This is a genomic window from Clostridium ljungdahlii, from assembly GCF_001636845.1.
Lineage (GTDB): Bacteria > Bacillota > Clostridia > Clostridiales > Clostridiaceae > Clostridium_B > Clostridium_B ljungdahlii_A.
In genome coordinates this window covers 1-754 of the sequence record NZ_LITT01000056.1, presented here as the reverse complement: position 1 = coordinate 754, position 754 = coordinate 1, and the positions used below count along the sequence as shown (strand labels likewise).

Below are 754 nucleotides of genomic sequence, written 5' to 3'. Positions count from 1 at the left end.
GTTTCTGTGCCTTCATAATCTATAGATTTTAGTGCATTGTATACTAAGAATCTAGCTGTATCCTTTTCATTTAGGGATACTGAATCCTCTAAATCAAACATTAGAGAATCTGCTCCATATATATGTGCATCCTTAACCATTCCTGGATTGTTTCCCGGTACATACATCATTGTTCTTCTTAACTTGTACATTACTTTTCCACCTCCCAGTTGAATTTTGCTTCTTCTGCTGCCCTCATAACTGCAGCTTGTACCCTTGCTTTTATAACACAATCTAAAGCTCCTTTGTCATTGGCGCCTACAATGGCACTTTTTACATCTAGTTCCTCTAAAGTATCCATTATAACTTTTTTTATCTGGTCTCCAAATTGTTTTTCCACGGAACTTTTTAATTTTATAGCCACCTCATTCTCTGGATTAGGCTGTACTGATATAGTAATATCGCTGGACTCAAATGTTCCTGCTATAGCAGCTTTTTTTATTTCCATAAGTGAACCTCCTATATTAAATCTCTTTTATTTTGAATTTTATTAATTATTGGTATTGCCTCTTTTGAACACAAAAATCTGTAGGTAGTGTCCGGTACTAAATCCTTTACCTGTGAAAGCTTCTTCTCTTTTATCAGATTTCTTACCTTTGAGGCACTAATAACTTCTTCATTTATACTAAACCTTGGAATTTCCATAATTTCTACACCACAATGGGGAAGCATTTCTTTCATCACATTATTATAGGTTCTAGTAACATCACAAAAA

The 754-nt window shown here is 34.1% G+C and carries 2 protein-coding genes and 1 pseudogene; all 3 read right to left on the bottom strand.

The window, feature by feature from the left end:
* On the bottom strand, window positions 1–191 hold a 191-nt coding region (locus WY13_RS15580; protein WP_242866529.1), incomplete at its 3' end, for an aldolase/citrate lyase family protein.
* Window positions 191–487 carry a citrate lyase acyl carrier protein gene (citD, locus tag WY13_RS15575; RefSeq protein ID WP_063556516.1) on the bottom strand — a complete coding sequence of 99 codons (297 nt, stop codon included), beginning with the start codon at window positions 485–487 and terminating at the stop codon, window positions 191–193. The genes WY13_RS15580 and citD, both read right to left, overlap by 1 nt.
* Window positions 488–498: 11 nt before the next feature.
* Window positions 499–754 (bottom strand): annotated as a pseudogene (locus tag WY13_RS15570) ([citrate (pro-3S)-lyase] ligase); the annotation flags it as partial.

Bases quoted from the DNA above. Each gene is read 5' to 3' on its own strand.
- citD (WP_063556516.1), bottom strand. From the start codon at position 487: ATGGAAATAAAAAAAGCTGCTATAGCAGGAACATTTGAGTCCAGCGAT.